General features: G+C 37.9%; 17 protein-coding genes and 1 pseudogene. 14 read left to right on the forward strand and 4 right to left on the reverse strand.

Translation table 11 applies throughout. From position 1 onward, the window contains the following. Window positions 1-42: 42 nt before the first annotated feature. The 4 genes from abc-f to JFU18_RS17260 form a co-directional block, all read right to left on the reverse strand. On the reverse strand, window positions 43-1,677 hold the full coding sequence (gene abc-f / locus JFU18_RS17245) for a ribosomal protection-like ABC-F family protein (protein WP_201032112.1): 1,635 nt from the start codon (window positions 1,675-1,677) through the stop codon (window positions 43-45). A 264-nt stretch (window positions 1,678-1,941) separates the two neighbouring features. After that, a complete protein-coding gene (locus tag JFU18_RS17250; protein WP_002016115.1) occupies window positions 1,942-2,487 on the reverse strand; it encodes a flavodoxin family protein in 546 nt (181 codons plus the stop codon). A 4-nt stretch (window positions 2,488-2,491) separates the two neighbouring features. Beyond that, window positions 2,492-2,860, reverse strand: a complete 369-nt coding sequence (locus JFU18_RS17255; protein WP_002016114.1) for a MerR family transcriptional regulator — start codon at window positions 2,858-2,860, stop codon at window positions 2,492-2,494. Window positions 2,861-2,911: 51 nt separating this feature from the next. After that, a complete protein-coding gene (locus JFU18_RS17260) occupies window positions 2,912-3,805 on the reverse strand; it encodes a LysR family transcriptional regulator (RefSeq protein WP_201032111.1) in 894 nt (297 codons plus the stop codon). Between the two features lie 152 nt (window positions 3,806-3,957). Here JFU18_RS17260 and JFU18_RS17265 point away from each other — a divergent pair, with 152 nt between their 5' ends. The 14 genes and pseudogenes from JFU18_RS17265 to hprK all read left to right on the forward strand — a co-directional run bounded on the left by JFU18_RS17265 (window position 3,958) and on the right by hprK (window position 15,624). Beyond that, entirely contained in the window at window positions 3,958-4,980 is a 1,023-nt protein-coding gene (locus JFU18_RS17265) for a YeiH family protein (RefSeq protein ID WP_002166465.1), read from the forward strand. A 124-nt stretch (window positions 4,981-5,104) separates the two neighbouring features. Continuing rightward, a complete protein-coding gene (locus JFU18_RS17270; RefSeq protein ID WP_201034500.1) occupies window positions 5,105-5,302 on the forward strand; it encodes a helix-turn-helix transcriptional regulator in 198 nt (65 codons plus the stop codon). Window positions 5,303-5,385: 83 nt separating this feature from the next. Further along, on the forward strand, window positions 5,386-5,703 hold the full coding sequence (locus tag JFU18_RS17275; protein ID WP_201034499.1) for a hypothetical protein: 318 nt from the start codon (window positions 5,386-5,388) through the stop codon (window positions 5,701-5,703). A 17-nt stretch (window positions 5,704-5,720) separates the two neighbouring features. After that, window positions 5,721-5,942, forward strand: coding sequence for a hypothetical protein (locus JFU18_RS17280; RefSeq protein ID WP_002089582.1), 222 nt, complete (start codon window positions 5,721-5,723; stop codon window positions 5,940-5,942). Then, complete coding sequence (locus JFU18_RS17285) at window positions 5,939-6,331, forward strand: ATPase (RefSeq protein ID WP_201032108.1); 393 nt, start codon at window positions 5,939-5,941, stop codon at window positions 6,329-6,331. The genes JFU18_RS17280 and JFU18_RS17285 overlap by 4 nt, the downstream gene beginning before the upstream one ends. A gap of 16 nt (window positions 6,332-6,347) precedes the next feature. After that, the gene (locus JFU18_RS17290; protein ID WP_063219387.1) at window positions 6,348-6,575 is read left to right on the forward strand and encodes a hypothetical protein; all 228 of its coding nucleotides are present in this window, start codon (window positions 6,348-6,350) and stop codon (window positions 6,573-6,575) included. Window positions 6,576-6,675: 100 nt separating this feature from the next. Next, window positions 6,676-7,437, forward strand: coding sequence for a MerR family transcriptional regulator (locus JFU18_RS17295; protein WP_002129901.1), 762 nt, complete (start codon window positions 6,676-6,678; stop codon window positions 7,435-7,437). Beyond that, window positions 7,434-8,054 carry a hypothetical protein gene (locus JFU18_RS17300; RefSeq protein WP_060749262.1) on the forward strand — a complete coding sequence of 207 codons (621 nt, stop codon included), beginning with the start codon at window positions 7,434-7,436 and terminating at the stop codon, window positions 8,052-8,054. Before JFU18_RS17295 ends, JFU18_RS17300 begins: the two co-directional genes overlap by 4 nt. Before the next feature lie 36 nt (window positions 8,055-8,090). Next, window positions 8,091-8,531, forward strand: a pseudogene (locus JFU18_RS30375) (DUF4362 domain-containing protein). Between the two features lie 151 nt (window positions 8,532-8,682). Beyond that, the gene (gene uvrB / locus JFU18_RS17310; protein ID WP_201032105.1) at window positions 8,683-10,659 is read left to right on the forward strand and encodes an excinuclease ABC subunit B; all 1,977 of its coding nucleotides are present in this window, start codon (window positions 8,683-8,685) and stop codon (window positions 10,657-10,659) included. Window positions 10,660-10,664: 5 nt separating this feature from the next. Then, window positions 10,665-13,535 carry an excinuclease ABC subunit UvrA gene (gene uvrA, locus JFU18_RS17315; RefSeq protein WP_201032104.1) on the forward strand — a complete coding sequence of 957 codons (2,871 nt, stop codon included), beginning with the start codon at window positions 10,665-10,667 and terminating at the stop codon, window positions 13,533-13,535. 58 nt (window positions 13,536-13,593) lie between these two features. Continuing rightward, window positions 13,594-14,043 (forward strand): DUF4275 family protein, encoded by a 450-nt coding sequence (locus JFU18_RS17320; protein WP_002139156.1) that lies wholly within the window; start codon window positions 13,594-13,596, stop codon window positions 14,041-14,043. Between the two features lie 114 nt (window positions 14,044-14,157). Beyond that, entirely contained in the window at window positions 14,158-14,538 is a 381-nt protein-coding gene (locus JFU18_RS17325) for a phage holin family protein (protein WP_002089574.1), read from the forward strand. A 156-nt stretch (window positions 14,539-14,694) separates the two neighbouring features. After that, complete coding sequence (gene hprK, locus JFU18_RS17330; protein ID WP_002016091.1) at window positions 14,695-15,624, forward strand: HPr(Ser) kinase/phosphatase; 930 nt, start codon at window positions 14,695-14,697, stop codon at window positions 15,622-15,624. Window positions 15,625-15,638 lie beyond the last annotated feature (14 nt).

The following is a 15,638-nucleotide window of genomic DNA, read 5'->3' on the forward strand; positions in this document are numbered from 1 at the left end:
CTTGGGAAATGCGGAAGGTCCCGTCGATATATGGGGAAGACATTAGAGCGCTTCTTTACACTGCCGAATTCGAACTAATAATTTTTCGTATTCTTGTTCGAGAAATGTGATGTCATCATGCTGATTTGGGATAGAAATCCGGCTGATGATTTCTGTTAATTTTGTTTGTAATCGCAATAATTCTTGTTCAGTAACGTTTACAGAAGCTTGGGTGGTTCTTTTTGTGTATTGCTCGTAATTGCCGTGGAATATTCTTGGTTCGCTCTCATCTATTTGTAGAATATGGTTTGCAACAGAACGAATAAAGGCACGGTCATGGCTAATGAAAAGTATTGTACCAGGATACTCCTGTAACATGCTTTCTAATTCTTCTTGCGTTGCCAAGTCTAAATAGTTTGTCGGTTCGTCGAGCAGAAGCATATTATAGTTTCCTAAAAATACTTTTGCGAGTGCAACCTTCATGCGTTCTCCACCACTTAAGATGTGCACAGGTTTATGAACATCTTCACGGCGGAATAGGAGCCGTGCAAGTATTGTTCGAACGAACGATTCTGTATAGTTTGTTTCTTCTAGAACGTTTTCTAAAATTGTTTTATCTGTTTTTAAAATAGATAATGTTTGTCCAAAGTATCCAATTTTACAACTTTTCGAAAGCTGAATGCCACGCTCGTTCGCGAGAAGCATTTTGAACAAAGTTGTTTTTCCGCTTCCGTTTTCCCCTAGAATAGCAAGCTTTGCCCCAGGGACAATTGTTCCATTCATATTTTTAAATAATGTGCGATCCCCTATTTTCTTCGTTGTTTTATTAAACTGAACAACTGCTTTACTATGAATTGGTGTGTGGTATTGTACGTCAAACTGAGCTTGAGAAAAGTCCTTCGGTTTTTCTTTCTGTTCCAACTTTTCAAGGCGTGTTTCTAGTGCTTTCGCTACTTTGCTAACATTTTCTTGCCCATGAGCCCCGCTGCACTTATAAAGTTTAGATTCAGATGAACTGAACCGTGTTGGGATTTTTGTCATGCTAGAAGCACGTTGCTTTCTTTGTGAAATTGACTGTTCTAACCGATTTTTTTCTTGTATATATTGATTATATTCTGCCTGCTTTTGTATTCGCTCACGTTCTTTTTGCTTTCGATAGTTTGAATAATTACCTTTATATTCTTGAATAGTACCGTCTTCAACTTCGATGATTTTTGTACATATGGCATCTAAAAGATCACGATCATGCGATATTAAAACAAGTGCACCTTTATAAGATAAAAGTGCCTTTTCTAATTGCTCTGTACCGAACATATCTAAGTGACTTGTTGGCTCATCAGCAAATAGAATGCCTGCATCTTGTTCGAGGGCATGGGCGATCTTTAGGCGCATTCGTTCACCCCCGCTCATTGAATTTGCGACGTTTGAAATATTCCATTTGCCCTTAGCGAGGGAAGAAGCGGTTTCCGGTATCCCCTCGCTAAGCTGTGGAATGATGGCGATAGAACTATGATGAGTTACTGTGCCTTTGTCAGCTTCTATTTCTTTACTTAATATTTGTAATAACGTAGATTTTCCAGCTCCGTTGACTCCGACAATTCCTATACGATCGTTTGCTTGGATTTCTAGTGACGGTAACGTAAATATGGTGCGATCACCAAAGCTCTTTTCGATATTACGTGCGATTAAAATAGTCATAAAAAAACCTCCCTAGTTTCACTAGAGAGGATAAATGTCGCCCTTCAATGTAAAAATCGTACATAAATAAACGATTTTTTACATGATCGTATCGAAAGAAAGTATCGACAAATGGACAGACTAATCCTCTGCTAGTTTTCATCATTTTTGTTCACTATTTGTGATGGATGAAATAAATAAGAGAATTAGAACTTCATTGGTCAAAGTACCTTCCTTTCATAATATTATTTTTATTGTATGCGCATACAAATGGATTTGTCAAACTTATTTCTGTGTGCTATTTTTGAATTTATTATTATACAATTGTGCTTTTGCCAGTGCCTCAGCATCGTTCTTGATTTCATCTAGTCCATTCGCATCCCCAATAATATACCCTTCAAATGATGAACCAACAAAATCAAAGATATATTGAAACTGGGCGATAAGCGGCAATGCTTTCAGTTTTGGACTGTCTCCGCCAACGATGACAACGTACATTTTTTTGCCTTTCATTTTTTCTTTGAAATGAAGAGATTTATTACGCAAGCTTTGTGACCAGCGATCAACGAAGTTCTTCATGTGGCCGCTCATTCCGTACCAGTATAGCGGTGTAGCGAAGATAATCGTGTCGTGCTCTAGCATGCGTTTGGTTAACTGCTCGTAGTCATCATTTACAGGTTGAAATCCTTCTACATCATGGCGCTGATCTATGATTGGGTGGACGATATGATCACGCAAGTAAATTTGTTCTGTTTCAATCCCATCAATCACCATATGTGTTAAAGCTTCCGTATTTCCGTTTTGTCTTGAACTGCCATGTATAACAAACATGTAATCATCCCTTTTCTTTTGCTTGTTTTAGGAGTGAAACGTGTTTTTGTAAATTCGTTTGAATGTTGGAAAGTAATGTGATTTGCTTCGTTACCTCATCAAGTTTGTCTTCGTAAAGTGCAAGGATACTACTACACGGATTTTCGTAAAGATGTGGCTCGATTTCAAGGCAACGTAGCATTCGTTCTGTTTCTTCTAAATTTAAGCCGATTTGCAAGTACATTTGAATCAGCTCTACTTTTTCGATTGCACTTTCATCAAAATCACGGTAGCCATTTGCTAGGCGTTTCGAAGGGAGTAATCCCTTTTCTTCATAATGTCTTAGTGCCCTTTCGCTAACCCCAGTTTCTTTTGATAACTCTCCAATTCGCAATGCGTTTCACTCCTTTTACATGTATTGTAAACCTTCACACTAATGTGAAGGTCAACTCTGTTTTTTCGCAAAAGAATCTACGTGTTTTAAAAAGACTTGAATAGCTTTAGACGGGATAAAATATTTGCCGCGCACGATGGAGAATGGACGGATTAGCTCTTCGTTCGGAACAGGGATGTGGAATAGTTCTTTTGCTAATAGTTCTTTTCGAACAGTCCAATCTGAAAGGATGGCGATGCCAAGACCGGCTGCAACGGCTTCCTTCACGCTTTGAATACTGCTAAATGTAAAGAAGCGTTTCATTTTTAAATGATGTTGGTGTATAAATCGATCGCTATAGGCACGTGTGCCAGAGCCGCTCTCCCTTAATACCCAGACTTGGTCTTGCAATGCATTTTCGTTAATCCCCTTGATATGGAGCAATGGGTGGTTTGGCGGGACGACGAGTTTCATTTCATCTTGCATAAAAGTTTCAACATCTACGTCAGCGTATACGACTTGGCCTTCCACTAAGCCGATATCAATTTGATTAGAGCGGAGGCTTTGCAAAACTTCTTCCGTATTGGAGATAAATGTATGAACTTCGACGTGTGCATTTTCATTGGCAAAGCGCGCAAGTATTTTTGGAAGTAAGTATTCGCCAATTGTAAAGCTAGCGCCGATGCGAAGTGTTCCTGTTACGACGTTATGGAGCGCATTAATTTCCTGTTTTGCATCTTCATAAAGTGAGAGCATCTGCTTTGCGTGTATGTATAATATGTTTCCAGCTTCCGTAACTTGGACGTGCTTTGGGGAGCGCTGAATAAGTGTAGTCCCAAATTCATTTTCCAGGTTGCGAATGTGCATACTAACGCCAGGTTGTGAAAGGTTTAATAGTTCCGCAGCACGCGAAAAATGTTTTTGTTCAATGACAGTAACAAAGATCTTTAAAATGTCGACGTTCATTTGTTAGGCCCCTTTATTTTTGCTTTTATTTTATCATAAGTATTTCTGATGATAGGTATTCAATATTGATATTAAACTTATTATTAAAACTCTCTTATAATGTAACTAGAAAGAACATGCATGTTCCAATACGATTATTGGGGTGGTACAAAGTGGAACAAACACTTGTTATACAAAAGAAGAAGGGCTTTGGATTTTCGCAAGGTATTGGGATTACGTTATTAATCGCAATCGCCGCGAAATATTTAGCAGAGCTTCCATTTTTAAATATTATGGGACAATTAGTAATCGCTATTCTAATCGGGATGGTTTGGCGCGCGGCAATCGGGATTCCTCAAGAAGCGATAGCGGGAACGAACTTTGCGAGTAAGAAGTTGCTACGCTTTGGGATCATCTTACTCGGAATGAGGTTAAATCTTGTAGATATTGCGAAGGCGGGGCCGAAAGTATTGGTCATCGCAGCGGTTGTTATTACATTTACAATTTTCGTTGTATATGGACTAACGAAAGTATTTAAAGTAGAACAGAAACTTGGAATTTTAACAGCATGTGGGACGGCAATTTGTGGAGCTGCAGCGGTCGTGGCAATTGCACCGCAAGTGAAAGCGAAAGATGAAGAAACAGCAGTCGGGGCAGCAATTATTGCAATTTTAGGTACAATATTTACACTTATTTATACGCTATTATACCCAGTGCTTGGCTTCTCACCCTACGGTTACGGGGTGTTCTCAGGGGCGACGCTGCACGAAATCGCTCACGTTATCGCGGCTGCAGCGCCAGGAGGTAGCACGGCTGTAGACATCGCGGTTATTGTGAAGTTAACGCGCGTAGCGATGCTTGTGCCAGTAGCGATTTTAATTGGATTATGGTTTGGTAAGAGCGAGGAAAGCAAGGAAAAAAGATCGTGGCGCGACCTTCCGATTCCTTGGTTCATCTTCGGATTTTTAGCAATGAGTGCGGTGCATTCGATTGGGATTATCCCAGAAGTTGTTGCCGGATATATTGTAGTAATTGCGTACATGCTTATTGCAATGGCAATGGCAGGGCTAGGTTTAAATGTAGAGTTTAAAACGTTCCGCAAATTAGGAAGTAGGGCATTTGTGGCAGGGTTGATTGGCTCGGTTTGCTTATCTGTTCTTGGGTACGTTCTTGTGTATGCTTTAGGATTTATGTAGCAAAAAAAGAGGCATCTTATAGATGTCTCTTTTTTTCACCTTTTTTTGTAAAGATATCTTTACTTGGATTTGGAAAATATTTATAATTAAAGTAAAGATATCTTTACTTTCGAAGGTGGAGCCTATGGGTGTGAAAAATAAAATTAAGGAATTAAGAAAACAACATCATATAACGCAAGTGGAAATGGCAAAGGCGATGCAGGTGACGCGGCAGACGATTGTGGCGATTGAAAACCATCATTATAATCCGAGTCTAGAGCTATCCCTAAAAATCGCCAAATATTTTGGGATGAAGGTAGAGGGAATATTTACGCTGGAGTAAGGGGAGAGAAAATGAACGACACTAAAAAGTTGTATATCGCTACTGTCTTAGGATTATGAGGAGGGGACGTTTTAGTTCGTATTATGGACCCATCCATGCCGATGTTATCGCTTATAGTTAGTACCATTTTAGCAATTGTATTTCTGATATTGTATACGAATTACAAAAAGCGGAAGTACAAAAAAGAAGAACTTCCAGATATAGATGAGCGGGTAAATGAAAATATAAAAAAGTATGTAAATGTCTCATTTATATTCGTATTTCTTTTGCTTATTGTTTATATTGTTGCAAGCAAAGCGGTAGGGCGAATTACTATACCGGTTCCAGAAATATTCATTGTATGTAGTTTCTTATTTGCTGGTAGTCTCATCATAGGAGTAATGGCGGGAAAACGAGCATAACGATAGGAGGAATGAAAATGCAAGATGAATTTGAGAGATTTCAGTCAGATAAAGCGTTTAAATATTTAGGGTTGTTTTTAACAATGAGTTTAGCGGTATGGAGTTTGTATAATTTAATTGTTTATGGAAATGCGGGCATGCCGTTTGTTTTATTTGTATTAGGACAGTTTGTTTATTTCTTTGTGAACTATTGGCCGAAATGGAAATATAGAAATCAAAAAGAGGCTGATCATGTATGAGTAAGCAAGATATTATACGGTTCATAGGAAGTTTGTTTTTAGCGGGTCTTGTTTTAAATGTGAGTTTAATGATTTTAAGTATTTCGTGGGGAACGATCTTCATATCGAATGTAGCACTAGTCATTTTATATGGCATTTCGGAATATAGAGAACAGAAGCGTTTGAAAGAAGAGAGAGTACCGTCAATTGATGAGCGATTTGTGAACAATATGAAGTCATATTTTACGATTTGTATTACAAGCTGCGTTTTTTTGTTCATTATGTATCTTTGTGTAAATAAGTATTTAGATAGGCAAGTAGTACATGTAAATGAGTTATTATATATTGCTATTTTTGGTTTATTAATAAGCATGGCATCGACGAGTGTGTTAGCAACAAGGAATAGATAGAAAAAGGGGAACTGGGATGGGATTACCGGTATTATGTGTCGCTACGGCTATTTTTGCTTTGTTTTGGGGAATACAAAACTTCTCTCGTAATCCAGTGCCAAGTGTATGTATTATGATTGGTGCTGTAGGTTTATCATACTATTTATTAATTTTAGCGCATTATCATAAAACAGCAACAAGTGTTGTTGTAGGAGCAATTATTTTATTTTGTGGTCGTACTATACAAAAGGGGTTATTTCCATAAAAGCTGTTTATACAAAAGGTATAAACAGCTTTTTGTATTTTTTTTACAAACCACTTGAAAGTTACGTTACGTCATCTTTTATAATGAAGGAGAAGAGGTGATGGAGTTGATTTCAATTCAAGAACTAACGAGGGAAACAGGGGTTACAGTAAGGACGTTACGTTATTATGATCAAATTGATTTATTAAAGCCGAGTGGGAAAACTGATGGAGGACATCGGTTATATAGCGAGAGAGATGTTGTTCGTTTGCAGCAAATTTTATTTTTAAAAGAAATGGGTTTTTCATTAAAAGAGATTACGAATATGTTAATAACGGATGAGCTCAATTTAAAAGTATCGCTTGAAAAGCAACTTAGATTTGTACAGGAAGAACAGAAAAAATTTAATCGAATGGAACGTATTTTACAGGCAGTTGTTTATTCAGTAGATGTGGAGGGAGAACTGGATTGGAAAGTTATGTTTGAACTCATTCAGCTTTCGAAACAGTCTCCGCGGATACGTGAGATGTTTCAAAATGAAGTTTTTTCTAAGGGAGAACAAAAGTTGCTTCATAATTTGCCGAACATGAGTGAAGAAGATCCGAATGTTTTAGAATGGGTAAATTTATTGAAGCAACTACGTAACTTTATGAAAGACGGTAAGGAAGCATCATGTGATGAAGTACAAGGCGCAACAAAGAAATTAATGCAGAAGTGTTTAGAGATGGCAAATGGTGATGAAGCATTTTTAGATAAACTGTGGGAAGTAAGAAAGTCAAAAGAAGATTCACAGAAAATGAGTATGTATCCAATTGAGGAAGAGCTTCTAGTATATATGGATGAGGCTTTTCGTATATATGATGAAAGGGAGAGGGATAAATGAGTATACTCGCAGAATATCGATGGTATTTTTTAATTGGTGCAGAGATTGTATTTTGGCTATCAGCTATTGGATTCTTTTTACTAAGGTATGGATTTCGCTTGAAAAAGGCGAGCTTTATTATGGGGATTGTGCTACTCATAAATGAAGTGTTTATTTTAACTTTAGGGGTATTGGACTATTATCAAACAGGGAAGTTCTCTAATTTTCAAATCATTACGGTAATCATTTTATTATATGCAGTTTTTTATGGGAAAAAGGATTTGAAGAAATTAGACATATATGTACAAAAATTAGTTGCGAAGTGGCGGAATGAACCGGCGCCTATTATCGAAGAACCACTTGAAGTGACAGGGATGGCGCATGCGAAGCAGGAAATAAAAAATTGGATTTTACATCTTATTTTGTTTATTGCGGTTCATATATTCTTTTTCTTCATGTATGGGCTTATTCCAGTAGAACAGTGGGGGAATTGGTTAGAGTCAGGAATCGTTTTAAATAAAACAGCAAGCCGTGTAAGCCAAGTATGGGCTATTATTCTTTTAGTGGATACTGCGATTTCATTTTCATATGTTATTTTTCCGAAGAAGGAGAAAGGAAACAAGAAGCTACTTTCATAGAGGAAAGTAGCTTTTTCTAGTATACCAATAGTTTGTATAGGAGAGGATAACGATAGGAAAAGAACAGGTTTTATATGTCTATTTCTCTTTAGTTTAGTAGCATGTTCACAACCTAGCAGTGCAATTGATAAGAAGAATGATGTCGTTGCAAAGGGGGCAGAAATTTCTAATCTAGATAAATTCGAGAAGTTCGTTTGAAATGTGGAACAAGGGGAAGTTGGTAAAATAAGAATTGTACAGTATACACATGAAGGTGACCCGATTTTTCAAACGTTAGAGCATAGTGAGAAAGATATACTTTATGTGTTAGATAATAGACAAGATCAATTTGCTGGTGACCATAAAGGGTTACATAAAGATAGTTGTAAAAGGATTGTTAAAGAGCAACGTGAATCAGAAACGGCATATAGGTTAATAGATTGTACGAATGAAAATGGGCGCAATGGATATGACTTATTATATGTACTTAAAAAATAGAGTTAGTAAAGGAAGGAAGTATTTATTCCTTCCTTTTTCTATATATAACTTGTCGAAAACTTTACCGAATATCTGTTCGTTTTTTTAGGTTTTTTATGGGCATTCGTGGTAAAATAATAATACAGATTTTTATGAGGAGGTCGGTTTTTAGTTGGAACATCCATTTGAAATTATCTCAGAGTATTCCCCGCAAGGTGATCAGCCGGGAGCGATAGAGAAGCTTGTAGAGGGAATTAATAGTGGAAAGAAAAAGCAAGTGTTGCTTGGAGCGACAGGAACGGGTAAGACATTTACGATTTCAAATGTCATTAAAGAAGTGCAGAAACCAACACTTGTAATGGCTCATAATAAAACGTTAGCAGGACAGTTATATAGTGAGCTGAAAGATTTCTTTCCTAACAATTCTGTGGAGTATTTTGTTAGTTATTACGATTATTATCAGCCGGAAGCGTACGTACCACATACGGATACGTTTATTGAAAAAGATGCGCAAATTAACGATGAAATTGATAAATTACGCCACTCGGCAACGTCTTCCTTATTTGAACGAGATGATGTTATTATCGTTGCGAGTGTTTCGTGCATATACGGTTTAGGTTCTCCGGAAGAATACCGCGAGTTAGTTGTTTCGCTTCGAGTTGGTATGGAAAAGGACCGCAATCAATTGCTTCGTGAACTTGTTGATGTACAGTATGGACGTAATGATATTGATTTTAAGCGTGGTACATTCCGTGTGCGTGGAGATGTAGTTGAAATCTTCCCCGCATCACTTGATGAGCATTGTATTCGAATTGAATTTTTTGGGGATGAAATAGATCGTATTCGAGAAGTAAATGCATTAACGGGTGAAGTATTAGCAGAACGTGATCATGTAGCAATCTTCCCGGCATCTCACTTCGTTACACGTGAAGAAAAGCTGAAGGTCGCTATTGAAAATATCGAAAAAGAATTAGAAGAGCGTTTAAAAGAATTAAATGATAACGGTAAGTTGTTAGAGGCGCAGCGCATAGAACAACGAACGCGTTATGATTTAGAAATGATGCGCGAGATGGGCTTTTGTTCAGGGATTGAAAACTATTCCCGTCATTTAACACTTCGTCCAGCAGGTTCAACGCCGTATACGCTTTTAGATTATTTTCCAAAGGATTTCTTAATCGTTATGGATGAGTCGCACGTATCGGTTCCGCAAGTAAGAGCGATGTATAACGGGGACCAAGCACGTAAGCAAGTGCTTGTTGATCATGGATTCCGTCTGCCATCAGCTTTAGATAATAGACCGCTCACGTTTGATGAGTTTGAAGAGAAAACGAATCAAGTTATTTACGTTTCGGCAACGCCAGGACCGTACGAGTTAGAGCAGTCACCGAAAGCAATAGAACAAATTATTCGTCCAACAGGGCTTTTAGATCCACCAATTGATATACGACCAATTGAAGGACAAATAGATGATTTATTAGGAGAAATCCATGACCGGATTGCGAAAAATGAACGTGTATTAATTACGACTTTAACGAAGAAAATGTCAGAGGATTTAACGGACTATTTAAAAGATGTAGGAATTAAAGTGAATTATCTTCACTCTGAAATTAAAACATTAGAGCGTATTGAAATTATCCGTGATCTTCGCCTTGGTAAGTTTGATGTACTTGTCGGTATTAACTTATTACGAGAAGGATTAGATATTCCAGAAGTATCACTTGTAGCTATTTTAGATGCTGATAAGGAAGGGTTCCTACGTTCAGAGCGTTCATTAATTCAAACAATTGGTCGTGCGGCGCGTAATGCAAACGGCCGCGTTATTATGTACGCAGATCGCATAACGAGATCAATGGGAATTGCAATTGAAGAAACACAGCGTCGTCGTAGTATACAAGAAGCTTACAATGAAAAGCATGGTATTACGCCGAAAACGATTCAAAAAGGAGTACGTGACGTTATTCGTGCGACAACAGCAGCTGAGGATACGGAAATATATGAAGCAACACCAGCTAAGAAGATGACGAAAAAAGAACGTGAAAATACAATTGCGAAGATGGAAGCAGAGATGAAAGAAGCAGCAAAGGCATTAGATTTCGAGCGTGCAGCTGAATTAAGAGATTTACTATTAGAATTAAAAGCGGAAGGGTGAAAAGAGTGAGTAAAGATTTTATTGTTGTAAAAGGTGCTAGAGCGCATAATTTAAAAAATATTGACGTAACCATTCCGAGAAATCAGCTTGTTGTTGTGACGGGATTGTCTGGTTCGGGGAAATCATCGTTAGCATTCGATACGATTTATGCAGAAGGGCAGCGTAGATACGTGGAATCTTTATCTGCGTATGCGCGCCAGTTTTTAGGGCAAATGGATAAGCCGGATGTTGATATGATTGAAGGTTTATCTCCAGCGATTTCAATTGATCAAAAAACGACGAGTCGTAATCCTCGTTCAACGGTTGGAACGGTAACGGAGATTTATGATTATTTACGTTTATTATTTGCACGAATTGGTACGCCGATTTGTCCGAATCATGGAATTGAAATTACATCACAAACAGTGGAACAGATGGTAGACCGTGTTCTTGAATATCCTGAACGTACGAAGTTGCAAGTGCTAGCGCCTATCGTGTCAGGGCGTAAAGGTGCGCATGCGAAAGTATTAGAAGATATTAAGAAGCAAGGTTATGTTCGTGTGCGCGTTGATGGAGAGATGCTGGATGTATCGGAAGAGATTACTTTAGAAAAAAATAAGAAGCATTCAATTGAAGTTGTTATTGACCGTATTGTTGTGAAAGAAGGAATTGCAAGCCGACTTGCAGATTCACTAGAAAGTGCTTTAAAGCTTGGCGGGGGCCGAGTTTTAATCGATGTAATGGGAGAGGAAGAACTTCTATTTAGTGAACATCATGCTTGTCCACATTGTGGTTTTTCAATCGGAGAATTAGAGCCGCGTATGTTCTCGTTTAATAGTCCGTTCGGCGCGTGTCCTTCTTGTGATGGTCTTGGATCGAAGTTAGAGGTAGATTTAGAACTTGTTATTCCGAACTGGGATGTATCATTAAATGAACATGCGATTGCTCCTTGGGAACCGACAAGTTCACAATATTACCCGCAATTATTAAAATCTGTGTGTAATCATTACGGCATCGATATGGATATGCCGGTGAAAGATATACCGAAGGATTTATTTGATAAAGTGCTGTACGGAAGCGGGGAAGAGAAGCTTTATTTCCGCTATGTGAATGAATTTGGTCAAGTAAAGGAAAATGAGATTTTATTTGAAGGTGTTATTCCGAATATTGAGCGTCGTTATCGTGAGACGAGTTCTGATTATGTTCGTGAGCAAATGGAGAAATATATGGCAGAGCAAGCTTGTCCGAAGTGTAAAGGTGGACGCTTAAAGCCTGAGAGTTTAGCTGTTTTCGTTGGTGATAAAACGATTGCCGATGTAACGAAATATTCTGTTCAAGAAGTACAGGAATTCTTCTCGAATGTTGAGCTAACTGAGAAACAACAAAAAATTGCGCATTTAATTTTAAGAGAAATTCAGGAACGTGTTGGGTTCTTAGTGAACGTCGGTTTAGATTATTTAACGTTAAGTCGTGCCGCAGGAACTTTATCAGGTGGTGAGGCGCAGCGTATTCGTTTAGCGACACAAATTGGTTCTCGCCTTACTGGCGTACTTTACATTCTTGATGAGCCTTCTATTGGTTTGCATCAGCGTGATAATGATCGTCTTATTCGTACATTGCAGGAAATGCGTGATTTAGGAAATACGTTAATTGTTGTTGAGCATGATGAAGATACGATGATGGCTGCTGATTATTTACTTGATATCGGACCTGGTGCAGGTATTCATGGTGGTCAAGTTGTATCAGCAGGTACACCAGCTGAAGTTATGCAAGACGAGAATTCATTAACTGGTAAATATTTAAGCGGTAAAGAGTTTATTCCGGTACCACTTGAAAGACGTAAAGGTGACGGACGTAAAGTGGAGATTGTCGGTGCGAAAGAAAATAACTTAAAGAATGCGAAAATGTCATTCCCTCTAGGAACATTTGTAGCAGTAACAGGCGTATCTGGCTCTGGAAAAAGTACGATAATTAATGAAGTACTATACAAATCATTAGCTCAAAAGCTATATAAGGCGAAAGCGAAGCCAGGGGCTCATAAAGAAATTAAAGGTCTTGAGCAGTTAGATAAAGTGATTGATATTGATCAATCACCAATCGGGCGTACACCACGTTCAAATCCGGCGACATACACTGGCGTATTTGATGATATTCGTGATGTATTTGCGCACACGAATGAAGCGAAAGTACGTGGGTATCAAAAAGGACGTTTCAGCTTTAACGTAAAAGGCGGCCGTTGTGAAGCGTGCCGTGGTGATGGAATTATTAAAATCGAAATGCATTTCTTACCAGACGTGTATGTTCCGTGTGAAGTTTGTCACGGTAAACGTTACAACCGTGAAACGTTAGAAGTGAAATATAAAGATAAGAATATTTCTGAAGTGTTAGGGATGACAATTGAAGATGGGGTAGAGTTCTTTGCTAATATCCCGAAGATTAAGCGTAAACTTCAAACGCTTGTAGATGTAGGGCTTGGTTATATGAAATTAGGACAACCAGCTACGACGTTATCAGGTGGTGAGGCGCAGCGTGTGAAATTAGCTTCTGAATTACATCGTCGTTCTACAGGGCGTACGTTATACATTTTAGATGAGCCAACGACTGGCTTACATGCACATGATATTGCACGCCTTCTAGAAGTGTTGCAACGTCTTGTTGAGAGTGGTGAGACGGTACTTGTAATTGAGCATAATTTAGATGTTATTAAAACAGCTGATTATATTATTGACCTTGGACCAGAAGGCGGAGACAAAGGCGGACAAATCGTTGCTTCCGGAACGCCAGAGCAAGTAGTGAAAGAAGAGCGCTCTTATACAGGTAAGTATTTAAAAGAGATTTTAGATCGTGATAAAGCAAGAATGAAAGAGAAAATAAAAGAAGTAGAGTTATCACAATAAGTTGTTAATGAAAGCCGAGTGGGAATTGCACTCGGTTTTTATTTCATCGGGGGAGAAAATGGAGTTTATAGAGGTATTGAGAAAGAAAAATATGAAGGTAAGGGAATTTCAAAAGTGGGGCGTATACTTTAGAAAACGCTGGGAGGATAACTTTGCGAATCATTTGAGTTATGAAGAGAAAGAAGAGATTCATTTATATGGGGATAAATATAGCTGTGGTTACTTGTGGCACATATTCAGTTATGAAAAGAAAAAGTGTTTAGAAGGTAAAGAAGCGGAGAATATGTTTCATAATGAAATGAAAAAGGAGTGTTACATCTTCTTTCAACATTGTGATGAAGTACTGCTAATAAAGGATGCGAGTTTATTACGTATGGATGATATATTACGTGAGACAGACGATGCGTATAAAGGCGATATCTATATTGTAGATGAAAATTTCACTTGGACCTTTGTGAAAACTCATGAACATAGATGGTGTGGACCTTATTTTACAAGGAAATGTTAATAGGTATACAAGCATGAAGGGTAGAATAAGTTGATATAAGCGCTCGTATGATACTTGCGTTTATTGTCTATTAGCGTATGATGAAATATATATGTTAAAAGGATGTGTAAGGAAATGAGATGGATTGTATCACTTCTTGTAAATAGCGTTGTGTTAATCGCTGTATCCGGACTTTTAAAAGGGGTTGCACCAGACGCATTTTACATAGCAAATATACAAACTGCAATTATTGCGAGTATTATATTGGCGATTTTAAACGTATTTGTAAAGCCGCTTTTAATTTTAATTACGCTACCGATTACTCTTGTAACTTTCGGTTTCTTCTTAATTGTTATTAATGCGATTACGTTAAAGATGACGGATTCGTTATTAGGGGACGCCTTTAATATATCTGGATTTGGTGTAGCGATTGTTGCGGCAATTTGTATTTCTATTTTTAATATGATAATTGAAAAAGTAATTGTTGAACCATTACATGAAAAAAAGAGAAAATGACAAAAAGAAAAACATTTCATGATTCATATGAAATGTTTTTTTCTATTTATTAGAAACCGAGTTTCTTGTTTCCAGAAAAAAATGGTACAATATCCGATAGAATGGAATTTCACATCAAATGAGACTGAACCCGCAGCGGAGTGGAGGTTTATACATATGCCGAAAGTAAGGACAAAAGATTTAATTGAACAATTTCAATTGGAGTTAGTAAGTGGTGAAGAAGGGATTCATCGTCCGATTGATACGAGTGATTTATCGCGACCTGGAATTGAAATGGCAGGATTTTTTACATATTATCCAGCTGATCGTGTGCAGCTTCTTGGAAAAACGGAGCTTACGTTCTTTGATACGTTAACGACAGAGCAAAAGCAAGAGAGAATGAAAGCGCTTTGTACTGAGGAGACGCCTTGTATTATTGTAACTCGTAATCAAGATGTACCGGATGAGTTATTACAAGCATCACGTGAATCAGGCGTGCCTTTATTACGCTCTGCTCAAACGACGACGAGATTATCAAGTCGTTTAACAAACTATTTAGAAGGTAAGTTAGCGCCAACAACAGCTGTTCATGGCGTGTTAGTAGATATTTATGGGGTTGGTGTTTTAATTACAGGTCAAAGTGGTGTCGGGAAAAGTGAGACAGCGCTTGAACTTGTAAAGCGTGGTCACCGCCTTGTTGCGGATGATAGCGTAGAAATTCGTCAAGAAGATGAAGATACATTAGTAGGGAGCTCACCTGATTTAATTGAGCACTTATTAGAAATTCGTGGTCTAGGTATCATTAACGTAATGACGTTATTCGGTGCAGGGGCAGTACGAAATTATAAACGTATTACACTTGTTATTAATCTTGAAATTTGGGATCAAAAGAAAAATTATGATCGCTTAGGTCTTGATGAAGAGAAGATGAAGATTATTGATACAGAACTTACGAAGATTACACTTCCAGTTCGTCCTGGTCGAAACTTGGCTGTTATTATTGAAGTAGCAGCGATGAACTTCAGATTAAAACGTATGGGAGTCAATGCGGCACAACAGTTCTCTGAACGATTAATGAGTGCGATTGAGTTAGGAAATCAAGAGTAGACTCTGGAGAGGGA

Source organism: Bacillus sp. TH22, from assembly GCF_016651015.1.
Taxonomy (GTDB): domain Bacteria; phylum Bacillota; class Bacilli; order Bacillales; family Bacillaceae_G; genus Bacillus_A; species Bacillus_A mycoides.

Excerpts from the sequence above, each read along its gene's own strand:
- JFU18_RS17295 (WP_002129901.1), top strand. The coding sequence starts at position 6,676 with ATGGAGTTGATTTCAATTCAAGAACTAACGAGGGAAACAGGGGTTACA.
- abc-f (WP_201032112.1), bottom strand. The coding sequence starts at position 1,677 with ATGACTATTTTAATCGCACGTAATATCGAAAAGAGCTTTGGTGATCGC.
- JFU18_RS17300 (WP_060749262.1), top strand. The coding sequence starts at position 7,434 with ATGAGTATACTCGCAGAATATCGATGGTATTTTTTAATTGGTGCAGAG.
- JFU18_RS17250 (WP_002016115.1), bottom strand. The coding sequence starts at position 2,487 with ATGTTTGTTATACATGGCAGTTCAAGACAAAACGGAAATACGGAAGCT.
- JFU18_RS17280 (WP_002089582.1), top strand. The coding sequence starts at position 5,721 with ATGCAAGATGAATTTGAGAGATTTCAGTCAGATAAAGCGTTTAAATAT.
- JFU18_RS17275 (WP_201034499.1), top strand. The coding sequence starts at position 5,386 with ATGGACCCATCCATGCCGATGTTATCGCTTATAGTTAGTACCATTTTA.
- JFU18_RS17285 (WP_201032108.1), top strand. The coding sequence starts at position 5,939 with ATGAGTAAGCAAGATATTATACGGTTCATAGGAAGTTTGTTTTTAGCG.
- JFU18_RS17320 (WP_002139156.1), top strand. The coding sequence starts at position 13,594 with ATGGAGTTTATAGAGGTATTGAGAAAGAAAAATATGAAGGTAAGGGAA.
- JFU18_RS17290 (WP_063219387.1), top strand. The coding sequence starts at position 6,348 with ATGGGATTACCGGTATTATGTGTCGCTACGGCTATTTTTGCTTTGTTT.
- hprK (WP_002016091.1), top strand. The coding sequence starts at position 14,695 with ATGCCGAAAGTAAGGACAAAAGATTTAATTGAACAATTTCAATTGGAG.
- JFU18_RS17270 (WP_201034500.1), top strand. The coding sequence starts at position 5,105 with ATGGGTGTGAAAAATAAAATTAAGGAATTAAGAAAACAACATCATATA.
- JFU18_RS17325 (WP_002089574.1), top strand. The coding sequence starts at position 14,158 with ATGAGATGGATTGTATCACTTCTTGTAAATAGCGTTGTGTTAATCGCT.
- JFU18_RS17260 (WP_201032111.1), bottom strand. The coding sequence starts at position 3,805 with ATGAACGTCGACATTTTAAAGATCTTTGTTACTGTCATTGAACAAAAA.